Below are 19,310 nucleotides of genomic sequence, written 5' to 3' on the forward strand. Positions count from 1 at the left end.
GAATGTTTCCCAATTATATTTAAACCCACTTAACTCACAAAAAGGAATGATTGATGGCAAGAAGATCGGAGCTTAAAGGCATAGCCAACGCTCTTAACGGTAGCTTTATCAGCAGAAACAATGACTTTGATGGATACTGGGCAATTGGCTTGCTAAAACGATTTTCTGTGGAAAGAAGTTTTACTTCACTGGGTATTTCATTTCCACTTCAACAACCAAATACCAATGTTCCACTCATTAATTATATCGTTCAGCGTTATACAGAAATCCTTACTTACCTTCTGAGAAAGCAGCATTTGCCAAACTCATGGATAAAAAATGTTACTATTACAGTCGATTTCTCCGCCGTTGTTGACGATTCGCAATCATCCACCTATCCAGCGTCAGGAACTCCCTTCAAATGCTTGTGTAAAATTACCGATGACAATGACCATATCTACTCTTCGATAAGCTATGGTCGATGTGAGCCTCATTCAGCAGCGAGAGAATCAAGATCGACCCGCAGAATAACTCTCTAAATTATCTGGCTTTTTTGCCCCCTGCTCATCATTCATTGAGTTTTCACCGACTGTGTAGACATCAAGTATCGAAGTTAAATTCCAGTAAAAAAAAACCATTATCCGTATCGAAGGCAAAAGTTTCCCAGTCTGTTGCATACCAGACCGGCGGAATCATGGTAACACGGTAAATAGCAGGCGTATAAACAAGCTGTTTCAGTAAGTCCATAAACCCTGCACACAAAGCAGGTAACTCATTTTTTAAAGTCACTGCTTTACCGAAGCAGAAGAACCATGTATTAAGGCTATCAACAAGTTGATGTTCGTTTACTTCCTCCAGGCTAATATGCCAGTTTGCAATAATTGTTCCGGGGTATATATTAGCAACATTATTTTCAATAGATTGAAGCAAAGTAAGTTTCTGAGGTAGATTAATAAACGCGTACTCAACACCAATATTATCGGCAATGTTCATTGTTTCAATTGCAGACAGGTAACCATTAATTTTTTCGACGTCCAATTGTATATGCTCATCTGTCATTTTTTTAAATTTCATAGCATTCAATCCCTGTTAATAAAATATTTGCATGGCTTAATATAAACCATCGACCGTCATCGGTTAATTTTTACTCACTGAGCCAATACCAGTCAAGTCTACCACCCAATTAAAATCAATTACTTACTGACATTTTTTGTTGGTTGCTGATACCGTCCCTTCCCCAAAAACAAAGCCACCCTCCCTGGTGGCTTGTTCATCTCATTCCTTTAAACCACTAAACCCCTGCCCACCACAATCGTAGTTTCATTCCCCAGCCGCTGGTGAAGCCTGTGGTGACGGATTTCACTTCGCCTTTTGAAATCACCACCAGCGTGGGTGTGACCTGAATTTGCCACTGTCGGGAGAGCGTGCCTTGCTCGTCGTTGACGACGGGCAGCGCGTACTTCTTGCGTGCCAGCCATTGTGTCAGCGTGGCATCGTCGCCGGATCGCAGGGCGACGCTCATCACGTTGCCGCCCTCTTCCGCGATATTCGCCACCGCTGGCGTGGTGTAGCGACACACTGCGCACCACGTTGCCCACACGTACACCAGCAACGGGCGATCCTGGCTCATCGCGGCCAGGTCGACGGTTTCGCCATCAATGGTTTGCAATGGCGCACTGACAAACGTCGCCGGCAGCGTCGGTTTACGAAACTGATCCATCACCAGCATCACCGCTGCCACAATCAGCAGCAGCACAATACCTTCGCGCAGCCAGCGCTTCAGCTTAGCTCGCATCGGCTTTCGCCAGCTCTTCTTTCACCAGCGCCTCCAGGTCTTCATAAGGGATCGCTCCCGGCACCATCGTTTTGCCGACAAGCGTAGCGGGGGTGCCCTGCACGCCCAGCACCTGCGAGAGGATCAGGTTCATTTGCAGCGTTTCACCGCTTTGCCCGTCCGGTTTGATGTTCGCGGTGTTGGTCTTTTGCTGCGCGGCGAGGATCGACGCGTCATCGTGATAGCCCTTCTTCGACATCAGGCGTTGATGCAGCGCCCAGAACTGCTCGGGCTGTTCGCGCCATGCGGTGAGCGCAATCCTTGCCGACGCGGCGGAGCTTTCACTGCGGAACGGCAGCAGTTTGACCACCAGCCGCACGTCCGGGTATTTGTGGACGATTTTTTCCAGCTCCGGGTCGAACTGTTTGCAGTACGGGCAGTTGTAATCGGTGAACGATACCAGCGTCAGACGCGGCTTTTTCGCCCCCATTGCCGGGGTGTTCGGGTCGTTGAACAGCAAGTCCTGCAACTGCGGTTCGGCCGCCATGCTGAAGGTGGAAAGGCAAAACAGGAAAATCAGTGTGAAAATGCGCATTAGTGTTGTCCTTTGGCCTGATTGAGGGTTTGCAGCACGTCATCGGTGCTGAGCAGCGGCGGCAATACGTGGCCCTGCTTCAGTTCTGGCCCGTAAATTTGATTGAACGGCACCGCCACGCTTTGGCGGGTGCGAAGAAACTGGCTGATGGTGTCCGATGGGCGGCTCCAGTCGCCGCGAAGAGCGACCACATCCGGGGCGGTCAGCGCGTCCTGTACGTCATCGCGCAGCAATACGTTGTATTTGTTGGCTTTGCAGGTCACGCACCAGTCGGCGGTTACATCAATGAAGACCCGTTTGTTTTCCGCCAGCGCGGTGGTAATCGCCTGCTCGCTCAACGGTTGCCAGTTCACGCGATCTTCGACGATGCCTTTGCTGTCCGGGCGCATCAGCAGGAAGGTCGCCACAAGGACGAGTACGGTCGCAAACGTGCTGCCCATCGCGATGCGTTTTCCCCAGCGCCATGCGAGGGCAACCAGCAGAATAAAGGCCACCAGAGCCAGCACAACAAACGTTGGGATAAAGCCGATATGCGTTTTCAGCAGGCTACCCAGCCACAGCGCTGAACCGAGCATCATCAACCCGAGGATGGCTCTGACGACGTTCATCCAGCGGCCTGGTTTCGGCATTTTCAGCGCCAGCCCCGGCCAGATGGCGATGAAAATCCACGGCAGGCTCATGCCAATCCCCATGGCGAAGAACAAGCCCCATAACAACGGCAGAGGCGCAACCAACGCAACGGAAACCGCCGTGCCCAGAAACGGCGCGGTACAAGGCGTTGCCAGCAGCGTGGCGAACGCGCCCTGCCAGAAATGCCCGGTCAGCGTGTTTCCGCCCCGTGTCGCGAGGAACGTCGTAACGCCGGAAGAGAGGCGGATCTCAAACAGGCCGAGCAGGCTGGCGCTGAACAGCACCATCACCAGCGCCATCGCCGCGATAAACCACGGGTTCTGGAACTGAATGCCCCAGCCGAGCGTCTGATTGCTGAGCCGCAGCAGCGTCATCATCAGTGCCAGCGCCAGGAACGAGGTGACAATCCCGAAGCTGGAGGCGACAAACTGCTGGCGAATGTGGCGACGATCCGTCGATTGCACCTGCACAATGCTGCCAAGCTTCATCGCCAGCACGGGCAATACGCACGGCATAACGTTGAGGATCAGCCCGCCCGCCAGCGCCATCAGCAGCACCCACCACAGCGACGTGGGATCTACACTCACCACCGCTTGCCCGACGGCGAGCTGGCTTTCCTGCGCCTGCCCTTCGTCGCTCAGCACGACGGAAAGCGTTTTCCCGCGCAGGTCGGGCGCGGTTTCGCCCCAGCCATCGCTGACAGGCACGGTCGCGGTCAGCGTATCGCCGCTGATTTTGTAGGTTGGTTTGCCGAAATCGGTGTCTGTCAGCGTGTCGATAAACAGCTCCGGCTGCTGCCAGCCTGCTTCGCGCGTAGCCGTCACGGTCAGTGTTCCTGTCTGATAGCCCGCTTCAAGATACGAGGTCAGCCCGTTTTTCAGCGGCAACGTGCCCATCGCGCGGGTGAAGTCATAGCCAAAATCTTTGTCAGCGGGAGCCTTCAAATCCAGCGTGAACGGGTAATCTGTGAGGATGCAAACGTTGCTGCACGTCGAGAGCGTCAGCACGCCTTGCAGTTTCTCCGGCAGATTGCCGCGCAGGGTTATCGGGAAAGCGACGTTGCCGTGATAGCCCTGAGTCGAAATCCCGGCCACGTCAAAACGCTGTGGCGTGGGCCAGCGCCAGTCCATTTCGACAGGCGATGACCATTTGATGGCAGGCGCAATGCCGCCCTCGCCCGGCGAACGCCAGTAGGTTTTCCAGCCTTTTTGCAGGGCAACGTCCAGTAAGACGCGAGCCTCACCATCAGGCTGAGCCTCCGCCCGAAGCCGGACGCTGGCGTGGTCGTTATCGGCGGCGCGCAGCCAGCCGCTGTCGGCAGCCTGGCTGACGGGCAGCCATAGCCAGAGCAGGCAGAGCACAAGCTGCCTGAAAATAATACGCATAGATTTTCTCCGTAAGTGATGAATTAACCTGAGCTAACAGGCCTTTCTCACTCACGGAAGACGCATAGTCGCAGATGCACCCGCAATCGGGGCGGCGAGATGTCGCGCGGCGGCCAGCGGCGTTCGAAACGCTGAGGGACAACAGAAAGCACAGCCATCAGCAAAGCGACGGCAAACAGCGCGCCTTCAAACATCACCGGCGGTGAGGCTAAAAGCGATTTGGCGCTGAGCTCACAGGGGGTGACGGGAGCGTCGCTGTCAGCGGTTTGCTGTACGGACTGGGTTAACGCAGGGGAATTCATGACCAACGCGTGTAGCCCCGCCATGCGCTGGGCGGTGCAAACAAGCACCACCAGACATGCCAGAGCAACGAGCAGAAAAGCTTTGCGTTGTTTTGCGATCATAAAAGCCTCGGTAATTTTCGAGGCTTATCTTAACGGCAGTCGGGATGGCTTGCTGTAAAGAAGTGTCTGTTCGCCCGTCGGGCCTCAGCATTTATCGCTCATTGCCCGCATGTTCGCATGAAGCGTTGAGGATAACGTATGAAGCTCCTCTGCCATCGCGCTCAAAGTATGCCGTGACTCATCCAGCACACTGAGGCGCTCATATAAGTTTGCCTCGATATCCACGGCCAGAGAAAATACCTCTTCTTCCACTAAATTCGCCTGAGCTGAATTTTTAGCCAGAACCCTGTCCTGTAAGCGTGTCAATTTTTGAGCTATAGCAGGTAAATCATCGCACTGAACATCTGCTATTTTCTTTTGCAGATCATTCAGTAAGTTCATTGCGGCATTTACACTCTCTGCGTTGCTATCGTGCCCTTCCTTAACATTCATGCCCACATCCCTTATTTAATAAATTCAATTTTTGCCTTAGTGATCTTTAATTATTTGATGTTGTTGCCGTGCAAACCATAAAAAATTCTATTTTCATCATTTCAGAATATTTATTCTGCATTTCTGCAACGGGTCCTGTATATGGTAGCGTAGCACTCCGGTTGTTTTCAATATTTCATAAAAACAAAGAAGTATTTGTTTTTATGAAAAAAAACAAAAATCCCGCGATCGGGTCAACTCATTCTTGATTTAGATCAACCGAACACACCTGCACCAGCAACCGGACACACGCTAAGAGCAAAAGGGAATGTTCGACAAGCGGCGAGCAATAAACACCGAACGAATACTTTCCACCTTTTCGAGGTGATACCTTTTCTTTCCTTCATTAAGCGCTTTCGAAACAGCCTGTTTGCTGATATTTTTAATCCTTGCAATCTCATTCTGATTAAACCCGGAGGAATATAAAACGACAATTTCCAGTTGCCATGGGGTCAACTCCGGAAAAAGTTGTTGATAATTCACTAGCAGACTTTCATTGAGAATATTCATGATATTGCTCCTTGCAACCCACTGTCTTGCAGGCGGTTATATTTTTCACACAGTATTAACGCACGTTCGTGTACCTTTTCTTTCAAAAAAAATGCCGGCAAAGAATGCCGGCATGGTTCATGAATGACTCAACGTCATACTATTAAGCAGTGGTATGCAGATCCAGTCCGTGCTGTACCAGCAGTTCTGTTTCATTACCCGATACGGAGTAAACATCGTAGCTTACGCCACCGCTGGTTACGGTACCGTGCTGAGCCAGACTGCTTTCAGACACGCCAGTCAGTTCCACGTGCTCGCCCGTTTCGCCGGTGATGGCCACCTGAGCTTTACCATCGGCAATCAGCATATTTTGCTGACCGTGGCTCAGGACATCGTGCATATCCAGCGTGAGCTGGCCACCTGCTTGATGCACATCTACAACGGCCGGATTGTGCTCCACATTCGCCTGAATATCCGCAGTCTGTGCAACAGTGTGAGTTGCATTCAGCGGTTCAACCTGCGAGTCACCCCACTGGAAGTTATCCACACGAATCAGGGCATCGCCATCTTCCGAACCAACATGGATTTCGATGTAGGAAATCGTCTGGCCTTCCGGCGCTTCCCAGGCAATGTTGGTCACCTGCAGATCAGGGGATACTGGAATATCCTGAGTATTCAGAAGGTTGTTGTCTGCGGAGTAATACTCAACATAGCCACCCGTATCAGAGACATCTGCAACGTCAAAGCTAACCTCATTGGTTTCACCACCGAATTCGACTTTAGTGACCGATTTCGCCAGCAGATCAAGCGCAGTGCCTTCGAAGCTTTCAGGTGCCCAGTAGTACATCCCATCCGAGGTAATTCCATTCGAGTTGCTGGAATTCTTACCACTGACGAGGCTGGTCAGGGTCAATCCAGAATCCAGGGCCAACGCCTGGTTAAGCTCCAGCACTTGATTAGGCTGACCGGTGAAGTTCTCACTACCTTCATGGATGATGGAGAACACGACCGGATCGCTGTGTGAGCTTTCGTTACCTGCCGGGTCAACCACAACAACGTCGATGCTGTGCGGGCCATCATCCATTGGCGTATCCGGCGTGAAGCTCCACGTGCCGTCATCATGGGCAGTGGCTGAACCCATCGGCACATCGCTGCCATTGTCATAGATAATGACAGTTGAACCCGGCTCTGCTTTACCGTCGATGGTTGGCATGGTGTCATCTGTTGCACCACCAGGCACCACAGTACCCTGTTCATCACCCTGATCGTCGATGATGACGATGTCTTTCGCGGCATCCGGTGGAACAGTATCGATGGTGAAGTTAAACGGATCGGACGGAGTACTCGTGTTACCCGCCAGATCTTTGGCTTCCAGCGTAATCACATGAGGACCATCAGCCATAGGCGTGGCTGGCGTAAACGACCAGGAACCATCAGCAGCCACCACGGCTTCACCGATAGGCTTGCCACCATCAAGAATGATAATGGTGTTGCCCGCCACTTCATTTTTGCCTGAGAAGTCTGGCATGTTGTCGTTCGTCACGCCGCCGTTGGTCACATCGCCAATGATCGCCGGTACGTCATCGTAAACTTCCAGGTTGCCATCAAGGTTGATATCAATCTGATCCGGTGCAACCGTATCCACGTTTATCACCCAAACATCACTGGTCGCCGTCTCGCCAGAAACAGCAATAGTGACCGAAGCGGTGAAGTCATGCTCGCCTTCCGACAGCGGAGTCGCCGGCGTAAAGGTCCAGTTACCATCAGCATCGGCGATAGCGGTCCCAATCGAGCCATTCTTGCCGTCAAAAATAGTAACCGTTTCGTTAGCTGTCGCCGTACCCGTCAGTGTCGGCATGGTGTCATTGGTGTAGCCATTGTTGGCAACGTCACCCGTCACAGGATCCACATCGTCGGTCACATGGGTGATGGTGACGGTCGCCGTTTGGGTGCTGACAATGAAGTCAATGGGATCGGAAGCTGGGCTTGAGTTACCCGCTGCATCTTCAACGACTGCAGAGAAGCTGTGCTGACCATCGGCCAGCGGGTTAGGCGGATTGAACGACCAGTTGCCGTTCGCATCAGTGATTGCCGTTCCAAGCTCAACCTTTTTACCATCACCACTAACGTCATAGATATGCACCGTAGAATTCGCTTCGGCATGACCTTCATACAGCGGCGTGGTGTCGTCTGTGACAGAACCTTCAGTAATTGGAACGTTGGTCTGGCCTTCATCGTTAACCAGTTGCGGATCGGTTGCCGCATCAGGTGCAGTGGTGTCAATCGTGAAGTTGAACGGGTCAGATTCTGGGCTGGTATTACCCGCCAGGTCTGTGCTCTCGAGCGTGATGGTATGATCGCCTTCGCTCATCGGATTTACAGGCGTGAATGACCAGGTACCGTCAGCCTGTACAATTGCTGTACCCAGTGGCAGACCACCATCCAGAATCGTAATGGTATTGCCCGGTTCCTGGTTTTTACCTGAGAACGTAGGCTCATTATCATTCGTTACGCCGCCTTTAGCGATGTCACCAATGTAATCAGGAACGTCATCGTACACTTCCAGATTGTCTGGGGAGTTAATGTCGATTTCATCCGGCACGCTGGTGTCAATGTTGATCACCCACTGGTCGGTTGGTGCACTTTCACCGGTCGCAGGCAGAACGACCGTCGCGCTGAAGTCGTACTCGCCGTCAGCCAGAGCACTGGCCGGCGTAAAGGTCCAGGTACCATCAGCTTTGGCAATCGCCGTACCAATCTGTCCATCCTGATCGTAGATGTTAACCTGGGCACCGGCTGTCGCCGTACCATGCAGTGTAGGAGTGTTGTCGTTGGTATAGCCGTTATTGCCGATATCGCCTACAACTGGGGCGACATCATCGGACACACCGTCAAGCGTAACGCTTGGCACACGGGTATCAACAGTAAAGTCGATAGGCGTGCTTGCCGGGCTTTCGTTACCTGCTGGATCAACTACCACAACGTCAAAGCTGTGCTGCCCATCAGCCAGTGGATCAGTAGGTTTGAACGACCAATCGCCATTGTCATCCACTGTTGCTGAACCGATTGGATGATCCTCGTCACCATTGTCATAAACATAGACAGTAGCACCAGGTTCCCCTTTGCCGCTGAATTCTGGCTGTGGATCATCAGTGGTGTCGCCGCTATGGATTGGGCCAACGATTGGACCCACATTATCTTCCAGGTCTTCACCGGTTGCGGCATCGGGTGCCACAGTATCAATCGTAAAGTTGAACGGATCTGACGGTACGCTGGTGTTGCCAGCCTGGTCAGTGGTCTCAAGGGTGATCACATGAGGCCCATCTGCCATTGGATTCGCTGGCGTAAACGACCAGTGACCATTGGCATCAACAATCGCCGTACCCAGAATGTCTTTCCCATCCAGAATGGTAATGGTGTTGCCTGGCTGCTCATTGTTACCTGAGAAATCAGGCATATTATCGTTGGTCACGCCGCCATTTGTAACATCACCAATGATCTGCGGCACGTCATCGTAAACTTCCAGATTGCCATCAACGTTGATGTCGATCTGATCAGGAATAACGGTATCAATAGTGATAACCCACGGGGTGGTTTCCGCGTTGTCACCAGAGTCGAGAGTGACGTCTGCAACAAAATCGTGTTCACCGTCCGCCAGTGCCGCATCTGGAGTAAATGTCCAGTTGCCATCGCCGTCCGCGACAGCAGAACCAACGAATACTTTGTCGCCATTCTGCACATCGTAGATCATCACCGTGCTGCCAATCGTCGCGGTACCGTGCAGGGTTGGGGTTGGATCGTTGGTGAAGCCGTTATTTGCTACTGCTACTTCATTCGTAGGATCAAGGTCATTCGTCACACTATCAATAGTGACCTGTGCCACCAGGGTCTGGACGGTGAAATCAATTGGCTGGGATGGAGCACTTTCGCTGCCGTTGCCGTCAACCACAATAGCAGAGAAGCTGTGATCGCCCTGATCAAGGGGGTCTGCTGGGGTAAATGTCCAGTTGCCATCTTTATCAGCAGTCGCGGTCCCGATTTCATTCGTGCCATCATAGATGTGAACGGTGTCGCCAGGCTCAGCCTTACCTTTATAGGTTGGCTGAGTATCATCCGTGGTATCACCGCTGATAATTGGCCCTTGTTTAGGACCATAGTCATCAATCAGCTCTTCGCCAGAAATTGGGTTTGGTGGTGTATTGTCATACACAATGGTGACTTTATCACTGACCGCTTTGTTACCGGCCGCATCGTAAGAAAGCACCCAATAGGTATAAGAGCCTTCACCATTCACGCCCATGAAATCAACTGGAACGCTCCAGGTACCATCCGCATTTGGCGTGATATCGATGCTGTCGATGCTGTCGCCATTACCGGTGAAGAACAGCGTCAGCGTTGAACCCGGTTCGGAAGTCCCTGAAACCACGACGGAACCCGCATCAGTAATAAAGCCATGATCCAGGACATTCCCCTTAATCGGGCCGACTTCATCATCAATGCCTGTAATAACAGGTTTTTCACACACGGTGTCCAGATTCAGATCAAACCCGGCAGAGTGTGAAGTTTCGCTGGTTCCATCGGACGCCGTGACGGAGATAACGTGCTCGCCATCACCGCTTAATGGCGTTGTTGGTGTAAATGTCCAATTGCCATTGTCATCTGCAGTAGCGGTACCCAGTAGAGTATCGCCATCATAAACATTGATGGTGACGCCCGGATCAGACGTACCAGTAAAAGTTGGCGTGGTGTCATCCGTCGGCTGGCCGTCATTCAGTGTGCCAGTGTAGAGCCCCTGATTATCCGTGACGCTGGTGATTGTCGGCGTGGCATAGTCAAACCCAGTGTTAAAGACAAAAGGCATGGAGATGATTGTGCTGCTACCACCAGGGTCTCGCATCAGCACCTGAATATCGTACTGAGCATGCTCCTGGAGTTCAGGAAGCTGGAACGACCAGGTATCATCATCACCCACTGTCACCGTACCCAGGAATTTGGTATTGGCGAAAATCTGCAGGGTCAAATGATGTCCCTGGTAAATCGTGCCGCCAATGACCGGTGCCAGATCGTCGGTATTGCCATTATTGGCGATAGCCCCCTGGTGTGGGCCAACCGCATCGGTTGCCTCAACATCGATAATATGGTTATTGCCTGGCTGAGGGAGATCGTCCGGTGCTGGAGCATTCGCGGTTTCAGACATCTCAAATGGCATCGCAATCAGTACACGGCTACCACCGGGATCTTTCATCAACACCTGGAAGGTGTAGCTGGAATCCATCTCAAAGGAATGCGGCGGGGTAAAGCTCCAGTTACCGTCTTCACCGACCTGCGCTGTGCCAAGAAAAATGGTGTTGGCATAGATATTCAACACCATGTTTTTCCCTTGTTCGATAAAGCCATGCACCGTCGGAAGGGTATCGGTAGTAGTGCCGTGGTCGGTAACCTCGCCGTCAGCAGTCTCAACTTCAATCACCACAGGGCTATCGGACCATGGCATATCAGGCGTATCCATTAACGCCGTCAATGGCATTGGCGCTTCCTGCACGTCAGCGGTCGCGACGGCAGACAGCAGGTTGTTTTCGGCAGGAACCGTTAGCAGTGAGGCGGTTTCATAGAAATCAGGAATTACAGCAGCAGGGACGCCGGAATCGTCGCTGTGCAGGTGAAGAGCATTACCCTGACGGCTGAGGGAAACACCTTCCGCATTCTCAAGCAGATAATAGCCATTCTCGACTGAAGGAATGGAAGTAATATCATCTACAGAGACGGGCTTCTTTAATTCAAACAGTTGTGATGGCTGAGCGCCATCGTGGGTTGTCAGTGTGAATTGACTCATGACATATCCTTTTTATCGTTGAAGTTTCTTGTTTTTTAACGTATTAAACTTGCCCTAACGGACTCTACATAATATTTTTTAATGCACTCTCCTTTTATTTGCACTTCCATTATGCCGAGGTATACAGAAGTAATGGACAGCCTTATTTCAATAATTAAAACTGGCTTTTATAATTTATCGTTCAGCACCCGTTCGCCCTGGAATGCCTGGTGCGCCTGTTTTTTTGTTAATGAGAAAGTCGGCACGCAGCGCATAAATAATCCTTCACAGTCCATTTATCATGCACCAAAGGAGAAAAAATTATTTCAAAAAAAGTATTCTAAATAATCTCTCAGCCGACACCTTATTCAGCAAAATGGATTCTATATAATAGACCTTCGACTTTGACGAATGCCGCGCGAGATATTTATGAAAAATAGAAAAGCACTACCCCATAAAATAAAAAACACTGCACGCAAGACAGCAAAACTCAATGACATGGCGAAAATGTTTAAGCAAGCAATGGCAAAGCAAGATTATCTGACGGCAAGAAAATGCTGCGAAACGGTCTTATCCATTACGCCAGAAAACCCCACCATCATGAGTGATTATGCCTTAACGTTAATGCGCACCGGAGACCATCAGCAAGCCTATGCGCTGTACCTGCATATGCTTGATACCTGCCATAAAACACCGTATTCAGGGAACTGGATGGATGGATTAACAGAAGTGTGCGGCATCCTTGGGAAAACGGCAGAAGTCCGCCAATATGGCTATCAGTCACTTGTCCAGGCGGACAATCATTTTTCTAAAGGGATGAAATATATTTATCCCGAAAAATGCCCTCCCGTCTTTAACCCGGACAATAACGGCCAAAACATCATCGCTTTCAGCCTGTATGGAGACAGCCCAAAATATTGCGAAACGCTGATTAAAAATGCCGAAATACGCGCGGAGCTTTACCCGGAATGGACCTGCCGGGTTTACCATGACAATAGCGTCCCGGTGCATGTGCTCACCCGCTTAGAGGATAATGATGTTCAGCTCATCAACATGAGCAACGAAACAGCTATCCCCGCTACGCTTTGGCGCTTTCTGGTGATGGACGATCCTGATGTGTCGCGTTTTTTGGTGCGCGATGCAGATTCCCTGTTCTCAGAAAAAGAAGCTGCTGCCGTAGCTGAATGGGTGGTTTCACCCTTCTGGTTCCACCATATGCGAGATTTTTACACCCACACCGAGCTGTTGCTTGCAGGCCTTTGGGGTGGCTGCACGGGCGTTATCCCGTCGGTGTATAATTTGATCCTGGCTTTCGTCAAAGACCATAAAGGTAATGCGCGATTTACCGACCAGCATTTTCTCCGTCAGGCACTTTGGCCGACCCTGCGTGAAAGTATTCTGAATCACGATGAAATCTTCCACTTCCATCGCCCGAAAAAATACCCTGTCAGTCAGCCCGTACGCTGGAAAACAGATCATTTTCACGTGGGTAGCAATGCCAGCTATTCCGCTATCGGCGGAAAGGCTCGGGAGAATTACGCAGGGGATATCACCGTCGAAATGCAGATTCATGGTCACATTGCGACGTATATCGCCCATGTTCAGGCAGGACGCTGGTCATTACCGCTGCCGTTTTTCCTGGTGGATGAATATCAGCAGCAAGCCATAACGATTGCACTTTTTGAAAGCTAAAAAAAAGAGACGGGAGAACCGTCTCTTTTTTTATTCAATCAAATCAGTTTTCTAAAACAGATTCGTCTTGTTTTGGTGCCATGGTAACAAGCGCATCAAGACATTGCCCAATGTACTCTTTACGTTTGGCCGAGCGATGGAAATGAACGTATACCGTAGAAGATTTGGTGGTCTCAAAAGGAATATCGAACATCTTTACTGGTAATACCGCCGTTAAGAACGATTCCACGTATGCTGGTACCATCATAATGCAGTCAGTTAAAGAGCAAATCATCATCGAATTTAGCGTATTAAATGATTTGATACTGTAATTCCGACCTTCCAGTTCTTCGACCTGGTTGGCATCGCCATCCTGAATTAACGATTCATCCGGCATTTGTAGCCACTCGACGTGCTTGCAGTTGTTCCAGTCATCCAGAGTGAGCGTGTCCGTAATCGTTGGATGATGAGCACTGACCATTGCTTTAAATCCTGACGAAAATAATTTATGCGAAATAATAGAGGCATCATTTGGTAGCAGCCCACCAATATCAATGTCCACTTCGTGATTTCTGAGTTTGGCGATACGTTTATCATTGGAGCGGGGATGCAGAACATAGTTCAGGCAAAGCCCCTCCAGTACCTTCTCTTGCTGATGGATAAAGTAAGAGAACCAAAGCTCGAAAAAAGTGTAAGTACTGATGGTGATGTTGCGATAAACATCGGGGTCCTCAGCATTGGCCGAATAATCCAGCCCGTCATTAATCAGCGCAATGGCTTTGACATAACGCTGGTTGAGGTCCAGAGCCAACGTCGTTGGGGTAATCCCATTTTTTGATCGCGTAAAAATGGGATTAGCTGTTGTTTTTCTTATCTTATTGATTGCATAAGTCACGGAAGAGGGCGACATCGCCATCTTCTTTGCTGCCGCCGTAACGCTTCGGCATTCAATCACTGCGTTGAGAATCAACAACGAGTTAAGATCGAAATCTTTTGAATTCATCTGTGTCTTCCTTTTTGATCTTCATGCCACCTCAAAAAACCTGTTTTTTCAAACAAGTAGGGCTTACTGAGGAAAAGCATCCTTTTTTTGTTTTTCAAAATCAGGACAATATTAACGTTTATTGCCCATCATGTTATTTAATTTTTTTAAAAACCTTAGTTTGCTTTTTTTTTCTTGCCTCCATGAATATCCCCTCAATGCCATCCAGATTATTTACTGGACATACCAGATGCATCCTGCCAATGGGGTCCGAAAGCATTAAAGAACACACAGTCAACATTCCAGAAAAGTCATCACAATAAAATTGATAATAACACCCAACCACACGGTTAAAATTAAATATTATTTTTGAGTTTATAAAAAGCCCCTCTCACAATTCGCAAAATGCATTTTTTACACATTAAAAAACAAACAATAACCAGCTAATAATCAATCAGTTAATGGATATCATCAAAACAATAGACAATTTACACCTTGCTCAAAAACATTATTATCCGACTCGTACATTAGTTATTAAAAGCGAAATGCTCAGATCGTCGTCACCTGTACTCAGGTTTCTCTTCGCGCTGAGAAAATAAAGTTACAACAGCCAGAAAAATGGATTGAGGCAATATTGTCGTGATGAGTTACACATCGCCGAAGGGCAAATCTCGCGAGGGATAACATAGCAATCAATCACTTTTTTAAGGATTTAAAACAGGAGTAATGAAGTGGAAAGTCAAGGTGTAAACATTGTTGTTATTGAAGGGAATAAAATCGAAAAAACCCTTAAGTTACAACAAACTGAAGGTAGCAAGCCCGTCACGCTCGACGCGGTAGAAAATGGCAAATACATGCTGGCGGAAGACGGAAACGGCTTCGCACCAGAAAACATCACCGTAAAACGTGTTGGTGACGATCTTTATATCAGCCTGGAAGGCGAAGATACCGATCATCCACAGCTGATCATCCGCGACTACTACCTCAATGAAGGCGAGCTGGTCGGTAAAGGGGAAGACGGGGCCTATTACTCCTACGTCACCGCTTACGGCCAGGACAGCGCGGCTCTGACCGGCGATGCCGCACAGCCGATGGCACTGGGTTCGGACAGCATCCCTGACTTTGCCGCCGGCCTGGTCGTTGACGACAGCAACCACGAACTCATGTGGGCGCTGGCGGGTCTGGGCTTACTGGCGCTGGCAGGCGGTGCGGTTGCACTCGCCAATCATCACCATCATCACGATGACAAAGTCAGCTCCACGCCTGACCCCTCTAACGGCGGAAGCGGCGGCGATGATAATGGCAACGGCGGCGACACGCCTGTGGCCCCGGTGGTGAAATCCGGCACGCTGGATGCCATCATCGATGATGTGGGTAGCAAACAAGGGCCGATCGAAAACGGCGCCTCGACTGACGACAACAAACCAACCTTCAACGGCAGCGGTGTTGAACCAGGGAATACCGTGGTGATCACCGACACGGATGGCACGGCGATTGGCTCCACCACCGCCGACGAAAACGGCAACTGGTCATTCACGCCTGACAGCCCAATTACGGATGGCGCGCATGATATCTCGGTTATCGTGATTGATGGTGATGGCAACAAGTCCGAGCCGTCCAACGACATCAATGTGGTTATCGATACCGTCGCGCCAGCCGCCACCGATGTGACCGCATCAGACACTGATGGCAATGACATCAAAGGTGGCGACACCAATGACAACACCCCGACCTTCAGTGGAGATGACGCCGAGCCGAACAGCACTGTCATTATCTATGATGGCGATGATGCCATTGGCAGTGCTACCGTCGATGACAATGGCGAGTGGAATTTCACCCCGGATACCCCGCTGGATGACGGCAACCATGATATCAACGTGGTGGTGATTGACGATGCAGGTAACGAGAGCGTGCCGTCAGAAGACATTCCTTTCACCATTGATACCGTAGCACCGGATGCAGCCACCGACCTCCTGCTGATGGACGATGTTGGCGATGAGCAGGGGCCTATCAATGAGGGTGACACCACCGACGACAACACCCCAACCTTCTCGGGTGAAGCGGAAGCTAATGCCATGGTCATCATCTCTGACAAAGGCGAAGTGATTGGTACCGCCGTGACGGATGAAAACGGCAGCTGGTCTTTCACCCCTGATGCACTGGATGAAGGCGATCACAGCTTCTCTACCGTCGTGGAAGATGCTGCGGGCAATAAGAGCTCAGAATCGACACCGATTGACTTCACCGTCGACACTTCAACTATCCCGGCAACATCGGGCAGTGAAAACTTCGAAGCCGCAACCGAACACTATTTCAAAGTGGCAGGCGATAGCGTCACGCTGGATAGCGGCCTGAGCATCACCTTCGTCAGCGGCCCTACCGATGGCGCAGGCATTAATGCCTACACCGGGATCTCAAGTGATGGCATCTATTACTACGGCCCGGCATCGTTTGGGACGGAAGCCCTGCTGCTGGTTGAAGACTCCGTGACCAAACTCGAATTTGGCGGCGGCACGGATACGGTGAGCTTTGACGTCAATGCTTCCAGCTTTGAAGGCAGCACGGTCACTTACTACGACAACAGCGGGAAGCCCATTCACAGCGAAGCGCTGCCGGTTGAAGCAGACGACGAAGTGCAGACCATCACCTGGACCGCACCTGCAGGTGAAAAGATTGGCTCGATGACTCTCGAAACCGGTGACGGCCAGGGAAGCAACGTGATTACCCGTGTCGATAACTTTAGCTGGGGCCCGGCGCTTGAATCTGCACCAGCGCTGGAAGCGACTCACGACGTTGCCGCCACCCATCATGATGCAGGCGAAACGGCACTCACCCTGAACTATGACGCGTTCTCTCAGCCACAGGCTGACGCGCATCAGCAGGAAGGCATTATCAACGTTCAGGGCCACCAGACGCTGAGCCTGGACGAGTTGCTCTCCCACGCCACAACGGATCTGATGATTGCCGACGGGAAAGAACAGGTTGCTATCACCGGAGACACCAACAGCAGCGTTGAGTTGGATCTTTCCCACGATGCGCAAAACTGGGACAACGCGGGCCAGGTTACGGCGGGCGGCGTGGTTTACGACGTCTATCAGCAGCAAAACAATCTGGTTGAATTGCTTATCCAGCACGGCATTGAAGTTCAACACGGCTAACCCAAAGGCACGCTTGCGGGTGACCGCTGGCGTGTCCGTTACGACTATTAAACCTCTGATATCAAGAGTCAGAGTGGAGTTCAGGATGTTTACATTATCTAAAAAATTACAATTACTGGTTCTGGCTACGGCATGTGGACTGACGATGGGCGCGACAGCAGCGGTGGCCGCCCCTAACGACGTACTGAAAACGACCTATCAGCGCGTGGCCGATGTCGGCAACGATCAGGCACAGGTGGTGTATTTCCGTCCGGCAAATACCGGTTCAGAAACGAAAAACACCAACATCTATGTTGACGGTGAATTCCAGACCGCGCTGGTGCCAGGGAGCTATACCGCGTTTTGTGTGAAGCCAGGCGCGCACGCGCTGGGAGCATGGCTGGGCGACGATCCTCTGTACAGAGGCAAGCAGGACAAACAGCACCCGGTCACTCTGGAAGGCGGTAATACCTACTACGTCGAAGCGACCGAAAGCGCACTGTCTACGCTGAATCTGCTGCAGGAAAACCAGGCATCAGAAAAGCTGGCACAAACGAAACTGCAAAATATTCTGCTGTCTCGTGCCTCTGCCGTTGTGCCTTGTCACTACCTGTATAAAGAGTACGACCTTTCCAGCGACGTGCTGTTCAATTTCGGCCAGTACAACGAACGTAGCATCAAGCAGGGCGGCCGTGATGACGTGGCGAAAATTGCCCATGAGCTGAATCAGAACGTCGCCAAAATCGTGGTGATTGGTCATACCGACCCGATTGGATCGGCGCAGAAAAACCTGACCCTGGGTCTGAATCGCGCCGAAACGGTTCGCCAGTTGCTGATTGAAGATGGCGTTCACGCAGAAAACATCAGCGCCATGACCGCAGGCAGCAAACAACCGGTCGCAACAGGCTGTGAAGGTTTAGCGAAAAGCGCAAAAATTGCCTGCTACGCCCCGGATCGCCGGGTAGTTATTCGCAGCTATCAGGAATAATGACAGCGACAAATAACACCCGTACCGCACTTTAAATCCATGAGCGCTCAGATCGCTGAGCGCTCCTTTGCACAGGAGGGTTAATGGCAAGTGAGAAATGGCTCGCATCTTGTCACCGTCGCAGTCTTAACACCATGCGACAAAAAATAAGGGAAATGATCCGACAATGGGATGGACATGATACAGCAGTCATCAATGAACTGACCTGGCTTGCTGACTATCTGGATAATTTAGAGCATTACCTCTATTACATTATGAAAAGAAAGGATCGCGAACGCGAAACCGAACAGGAATAACGTCACCTCCTATCAATATTCTAGCCACCCATGCCGTGATAATTTCATTTACAAACGACTCGTGTATTGGACGCTTTATTTATGGACGATAAAAACCTGAATGTACTCATTGTAAATGACAATTGCTATTACCAGTCAGGCATTCACTGTATTTTAAATGACTTTTTTACGATTCAAACCACCATTCACTATGAGAAAATGAAGGAAAGAGATTTCGCCGAAAGTGTCAATGGCCCGGACGATTTCAAGATCCCGCTTGAGACGCCTTTAGTTTTCGCAGGAGACTACCCCTACCGTCGATTAAAACGGCTGCTTCGGCATACACCGATCGCGCTATTTGGCCCACAACATACGCCCGATGACGTTCGCAAAAAACTGGCGCATCTCAACTTCGCTGTCAGTCACCCTATTACCGTGCCAAGCACTGAATCACTGCTCTCTGCACGAGAAGGAGTTTTGTATGAACACATGAAAAATGGCCTGACCGACGATCGTATTTCCCATTTAATGAACATCACCAAGAAGACCGTCAGTTCCCATCGTGGGCACATTCTGAAAAAACTGGGTTATCGGAATAAGCTGACCCTGTTCGCGCGGGAGTATGACTTCATTTAACACCCAAGGAGCAAGCATGTCGGCAATTATCAGCATTTTGGCCAGTACCACCTTACTGTGTGCCTCTGTGTTTCTGTTTTAC

The 19,310-nt window shown here is 50.5% G+C and carries 15 protein-coding genes; 6 read left to right on the top strand and 9 right to left on the bottom strand.

Annotation, left to right across the window (positions count from 1 at the left end; all coding sequences use genetic code 11):
* Positions 1-53: 53 nt before the first annotated feature.
* Positions 54-518: a hypothetical protein gene (locus tag ACI2I2_RS16610; RefSeq protein ID WP_404658884.1), complete on the top strand. Its 465-nt coding sequence runs from the start codon at positions 54-56 to the stop codon at positions 516-518.
* A gap of 61 nt (positions 519-579) precedes the next feature.
* Here the strand turns inward: ACI2I2_RS16610 and ACI2I2_RS16615 are convergent, their stop codons facing one another.
* The 8 genes from ACI2I2_RS16615 to ACI2I2_RS16650 form a co-directional block, all read right to left on the bottom strand.
* On the bottom strand, positions 580-1,053 hold the full coding sequence (locus ACI2I2_RS16615) for a hypothetical protein (RefSeq protein ID WP_404658885.1): 474 nt from the start codon (positions 1,051-1,053) through the stop codon (positions 580-582).
* A 217-nt stretch (positions 1,054-1,270) separates the two neighbouring features.
* The gene (locus ACI2I2_RS16620; protein ID WP_404658886.1) at positions 1,271-1,774 is read right to left on the bottom strand and encodes a protein disulfide oxidoreductase; all 504 of its coding nucleotides are present in this window, start codon (positions 1,772-1,774) and stop codon (positions 1,271-1,273) included.
* A complete protein-coding gene (locus tag ACI2I2_RS16625) occupies positions 1,764-2,348 on the bottom strand; it encodes a DsbA family protein (RefSeq protein ID WP_404658887.1) in 585 nt (194 codons plus the stop codon). Before ACI2I2_RS16625 ends, ACI2I2_RS16620 begins: the two co-directional genes overlap by 11 nt.
* Positions 2,348-4,363: a protein-disulfide reductase DsbD family protein gene (locus ACI2I2_RS16630; protein ID WP_404658888.1), complete on the bottom strand. Its 2,016-nt coding sequence runs from the start codon at positions 4,361-4,363 to the stop codon at positions 2,348-2,350. The genes ACI2I2_RS16625 and ACI2I2_RS16630 overlap by 1 nt, the downstream gene beginning before the upstream one ends.
* A gap of 47 nt (positions 4,364-4,410) precedes the next feature.
* Positions 4,411-4,767 (bottom strand): copper resistance protein, encoded by a 357-nt coding sequence (locus ACI2I2_RS16635; RefSeq protein ID WP_404658889.1) that lies wholly within the window; start codon positions 4,765-4,767, stop codon positions 4,411-4,413.
* An 84-nt stretch (positions 4,768-4,851) separates the two neighbouring features.
* Complete coding sequence (locus ACI2I2_RS16640) at positions 4,852-5,199, bottom strand: hypothetical protein (RefSeq protein ID WP_404658890.1); 348 nt, start codon at positions 5,197-5,199, stop codon at positions 4,852-4,854.
* A 291-nt stretch (positions 5,200-5,490) separates the two neighbouring features.
* A complete protein-coding gene (locus tag ACI2I2_RS16645; protein ID WP_404658891.1) occupies positions 5,491-5,748 on the bottom strand; it encodes a MarR family transcriptional regulator in 258 nt (85 codons plus the stop codon).
* Between the two features lie 142 nt (positions 5,749-5,890).
* Entirely contained in the window at positions 5,891-11,560 is a 5,670-nt protein-coding gene (locus ACI2I2_RS16650) for an Ig-like domain-containing protein (protein ID WP_404658892.1), read from the bottom strand.
* Positions 11,561-11,950: 390 nt separating this feature from the next.
* Between ACI2I2_RS16650 and ACI2I2_RS16655 the strand changes: the two genes are divergently transcribed.
* On the top strand, positions 11,951-13,231 hold the full coding sequence (locus tag ACI2I2_RS16655) for a tetratricopeptide repeat protein (RefSeq protein ID WP_404658893.1): 1,281 nt from the start codon (positions 11,951-11,953) through the stop codon (positions 13,229-13,231).
* A gap of 43 nt (positions 13,232-13,274) precedes the next feature.
* Here the strand turns inward: ACI2I2_RS16655 and ACI2I2_RS16660 are convergent, their stop codons facing one another.
* Positions 13,275-14,213, bottom strand: coding sequence for a LysR family transcriptional regulator (locus ACI2I2_RS16660; protein WP_404658894.1), 939 nt, complete (start codon positions 14,211-14,213; stop codon positions 13,275-13,277).
* 710 nt (positions 14,214-14,923) lie between these two features.
* On the opposite strand from ACI2I2_RS16660, the gene ACI2I2_RS16665 reads away from it, so the two are divergent.
* The 4 genes from ACI2I2_RS16665 to ACI2I2_RS16680 all read left to right on the top strand — a co-directional run bounded on the left by ACI2I2_RS16665 (position 14,924) and on the right by ACI2I2_RS16680 (position 19,228).
* Positions 14,924-17,350 (top strand): Ig-like domain-containing protein, encoded by a 2,427-nt coding sequence (locus tag ACI2I2_RS16665; protein WP_404658895.1) that lies wholly within the window; start codon positions 14,924-14,926, stop codon positions 17,348-17,350.
* Between the two features lie 85 nt (positions 17,351-17,435).
* Complete coding sequence (locus ACI2I2_RS16670; RefSeq protein WP_404658896.1) at positions 17,436-18,317, top strand: OmpA family protein; 882 nt, start codon at positions 17,436-17,438, stop codon at positions 18,315-18,317.
* Positions 18,318-18,400: 83 nt separating this feature from the next.
* Entirely contained in the window at positions 18,401-18,613 is a 213-nt protein-coding gene (locus tag ACI2I2_RS16675) for a hypothetical protein (RefSeq protein WP_404658897.1), read from the top strand.
* Between the two features lie 81 nt (positions 18,614-18,694).
* Entirely contained in the window at positions 18,695-19,228 is a 534-nt protein-coding gene (locus ACI2I2_RS16680) for a response regulator transcription factor (RefSeq protein ID WP_404658898.1), read from the top strand.
* Positions 19,229-19,310 lie beyond the last annotated feature (82 nt).

Origin of the sequence: Scandinavium sp. NPDC088450, from assembly GCF_044900545.1 — a bacterium.
Classification (GTDB): Bacteria; Pseudomonadota; Gammaproteobacteria; order Enterobacterales; family Enterobacteriaceae; genus Scandinavium.